This is a genomic window from Nocardia sp. NPDC051052, from assembly GCF_044456045.1.
In the GTDB taxonomy this organism is placed as follows: domain Bacteria; phylum Actinomycetota; class Actinomycetes; order Mycobacteriales; family Mycobacteriaceae; genus Nocardia.
Genome location: NZ_JBITFL010000039.1, coordinates 1 through 4,014, shown reverse-complemented (window position 1 = coordinate 4,014; position 4,014 = coordinate 1). Strand labels below are relative to the sequence as shown.

Here is a 4,014-nt window from a genome sequence, read left to right as displayed (position 1 = left end):
CACCATCCTGATTCACCGCCGAACCCCGCACCACCGCCAGAACCTCATGACCGTGACGCCGAGCATCCGACAAACGCTCCAACACCAACACACCCGCACCCTCACCCCACCCGGTGCCATCGGCTGCTTCAGCAAACGGCTTACACCGACCATCCACGGCCAGGCCACGCTGCCGCGAAAACTCTACAAACACCTCGGGGGTGGCCATCACGGTCACACCGCCCGCGAGTGCCAGTGCGCATTCTCCCGAGCGCAGCGCCTGTGTCGCTTGGTGCAGGGCGACCAGGCTCGACGAGCACGCGGTGTCGATCGAAACCGCCGGGCCTTCCAAACCCAACACGTACGAAACCCGACCGGACACGATCGCACCCGCACTGCTGTTGTTCGGATAGTCGTGATGCATCACTCCCGCGAAGACACCGGTGTCACTGCCCCGCAATGAAGTCGGGTCAATGCCAGCGTGTTCTATTGCCTCCCACACCGTTTCGAGCAGAATCCGTTGCTGCGGGTCCATACCCACCGCTTCACGAGGGCTGATGCCGAAGAACCCCGCATCGAACTCCGCAGCATCATGCAGAAACCCACCCTCACGCACATACGTCTTCCCCGCCACGCCTGGTTCGGGATCGAACAGGCCCGCGACATCCCAGCCGCGGTCGACCGGAAACCCCGACACCGCATCCCGCTCCTCGATCAACAACCGCCACAACGCATCCGGCGAAGACACTCCACCAGGGAACCGACAACCCATACCCACAATCACAATCGGGTCCGAAGTTGCTACCGATGTGGCTACCGGCACCGAAGGCTCGGCTGCAGACTCGCCATTCAGCCGACCGAGTACCAGGTCGGCGACGTCCTGTGGGCTCGGGTAGTCGAAGATCAGCGTGGCCGGCAACCGCAACCCGGTCGCGGTGTTGAGCCGGTTCCGGATCTCCACCGCGGTCAGCGAATCGAATCCCAGCTCACGGAAGTTGCGGTCGGCGTCGATATCGTCGCCACTGTTATGCGCCAGTACGAGTGCAACCTGAGCACGGACCGTCTCGAGTACCAGCTTCCGCGCCTCGGTCGCGGACGAGCCTGCCAACCGCCGCTGCAACTCGGAGACCCCCTGTACGCCGTCTCCCGCGACGGCCGCGATGCGTCGTGTCTGGGGAACCAAGCCGTGCAGCATCGCCGGCAATGTTCCCGCCCGCAGTTGTCCGCCCAACGCGGAAGTATCGATGCGGAGCGCGGTGACCGTTGCCCGGTCCGCGGCGAGGGCGGCGTCGAACCAGGCCAAACCCTGCTCGACCGAGATGCTCAGCACGCCATCGCGTAAGAACCGGGTGGTATCTTCGCCTCGAAGGCGCGCACCCATCCCGTAACCGGTGTCCCACAACCCCCACGCAATCGACACTGCCGCAAGCCCTTCGGCACGACGATGCTCGGCCACCGCATCCAGGAAAGTGTTCGCCGCAGCGTAATTACCTTGCCCCGCGCCACCGAACACGCCAGCCGCCGAGGAATACAGCACGAACAACGCCAAAACATTGTCACGGGTGGCCTCATGCAAATACCAGGCCGCATCCGCTTTCGCCGCCAGCACCGTATCCAGCCGCTGCGGCGTCAACGCCGTGACCACACCGTCATCGAGCACACCAGCGGCATGCACCACACCCACGAGCGGCGACTCCGCAGGGACCGCACCCAGTAGGGTGTCGACACCCCCGCGAGTGGATACGTCACAGGCCACTACCCGCACCGTGGTGCCCAACCCAGCCAGTTCTTCCACCAAAACCGCCGCACCCGGAGCGTCCAGTCCTCGACGACTCCCCAGCACCAACGACGTAACACCATGCGCTACAACAAGATGCCGAGCAACGATCGCACCTAGTCCACCAGTACCACCGGTCACTACCACCGAACCAGCCGGCAGCGACCGTACAGGGTTCCCGAAATCACCAGCGGCACTTCCGCTCTCGGACAGCCACGCCATTCGCGCGATATGCACCAGCCCATCCCGGATCGCCACCTGCGACTCTCCGCTGCCGAGTACCTGCGCAGCCACAGCGGAGAAAGTGTCAACGGCTCCGGCGGCGTCGGTGTCAACGAGCACGATCCGGCCCGGATCCTCCGACTGCGCCGAACGCACCAACCCCCACACCGCCGCGCCAGCCGGATCGCTAACCGGTTCCCCCGCAACCGAAACCGCGCCCGCCGTCACCATCACCAGCGTGCTTTCCAGGAACCGGGGCTCACCCAACCACGCCTGCACCACCGCCAAGGCCGCATGGGTTATGGAGTGTGTTCTCGTCACAACGTCGTGGTCCGGCCCTGCGCTTTCGCACAGATCGAAAACAACTGCCGACGGCACACTTTCATCATCAGCAGCGCACTCCAGGACCGACTCCACCCGGGAGAACACAGCCAGCTCCGACAACTCCACCACCACTGGCGGATCCGACTGCGGGATCCACTGCACACCCAACAACCGCGCACCCGACACCGCTGTCCTCGCCGGAGCTACCGGACGCGTCTTCAGCGACCCAATCGTTAGAACTGGCTGCCCAACCTCGTTCACCGCACGAATCGACACCCCCCTCGAGCCCGCGCCGGCACCGGGTTCCGGTGTCAAGTGTGCCCGCAGGGTTGTGGCTCCCACGGCGTGCAGTACAACGTCCTGCCACGCAAACGGCATCCGCGGGGCCTCGTCACCGATATCGCGACCTGGATCGGTACCGGCAATAGCCATGCCCTGCAGGACTGCATCCAACAGGGTCGGGTGTAGCCCATACCGAGCCACCTCAGCGACCGATTCGGGAAGAGCGGCCTCGACGAACAGATCCGCACCCCGCCGCCACACCGACCGCAAACCCCGGAACGACGGCCCATACCGATACCCGGCATCCGCCAGCCGGTCATACAGCCCCGCCAAATCCACAGCCACCGCACCCACCGGCGGCCATGGCCCCAACTCGCTGGTTACTCCCGCATCCAAGGTTCCCGGTGCGATGACCCCTTCGGCGTGCAGCACCCATTCCGCCCCGGAATCAGGAGCATCAGCACGGGCATACACCGACACAGCACGTTCACCCACCCCCTCAGCGCCGCCGACCACAACACGGATCTGCACACCACCACTGGCAGGCAACCGCAACGGAGCCAGCAAAGTCAGCTCCCGCAACACCACACACCCCACCTCATCCGCGGCACGCATCACCAACTCCACAAACCCCGTCCCCGGCACCAACACCACACCCGACACCACATGATCAGCCAGCCACCCCAACCCAGCCACCGACAACCGACCCGTCACAATCACCCCACCCGAACCCGGCGACTGCACCACCGCACCAATCAACGGATGATCCGAACCCGACAACCCCAACCCCGACACATCCCCACCACCAACCGGATCAAGCCAATACCGGCGACGCTCAAACGCATACGTCGGCAACACCACCCGCCGACGCGCACCCCCGGACCACAACACCGACCAATCCACACCTCCTGCGCTGACGTCCACCGCCGCTATCGCCGCCAGCAGACTCTCCCGCTCGGTCCGATTTCGACCCAGCACCGCCACCGACACGAAGCCCACATCACCGACACCGGCAAGGTCACTGTGTGCGTTGTCGCTGCTGATGGTCCCGACTGCGCCGTTGGCCCCGGCACGACCGGTCAGGTCAACGCTGCCATTGGTGCCGACGTTGCCCGTGGCAGCAACGCCACCGGTCGAATCGACGCCGCCGTTCGCACCCACGCCGTCACTCGCGCCAACGACCCCGTTGGGGCCCACGCTCATGGGCGTGCCGGCGCTGCCAGTTCTGCCTACCCGGCCGATGCTGTCGGTGCTGTCGGTGTTGTCGAGGATGTCGGTGATCAACCCACTCAACCCACCATCAGGACCAGCAACCACAAACCGCGACACCCCCGCCCCACGCAATACCTCGATACCATCCGCGAAACGCACACACCCCCGCACATGCGACACCCAATACCCCGGCGAAACCACCCCCGAACCAGCCAACC

1 protein-coding gene is annotated in these 4,014 nt (G+C 65.0%); it reads right to left on the bottom strand.

The window, feature by feature from the left end; genetic code table 11:
* The coding region (locus tag ACIBCN_RS44425) for an SDR family NAD(P)-dependent oxidoreductase (RefSeq protein ID WP_396998908.1) at positions 1–3,868 on the bottom strand (3,868 nt) is incomplete at its 3' end.
* Between the last annotated feature and the right edge of the window lie 146 nt (positions 3,869–4,014).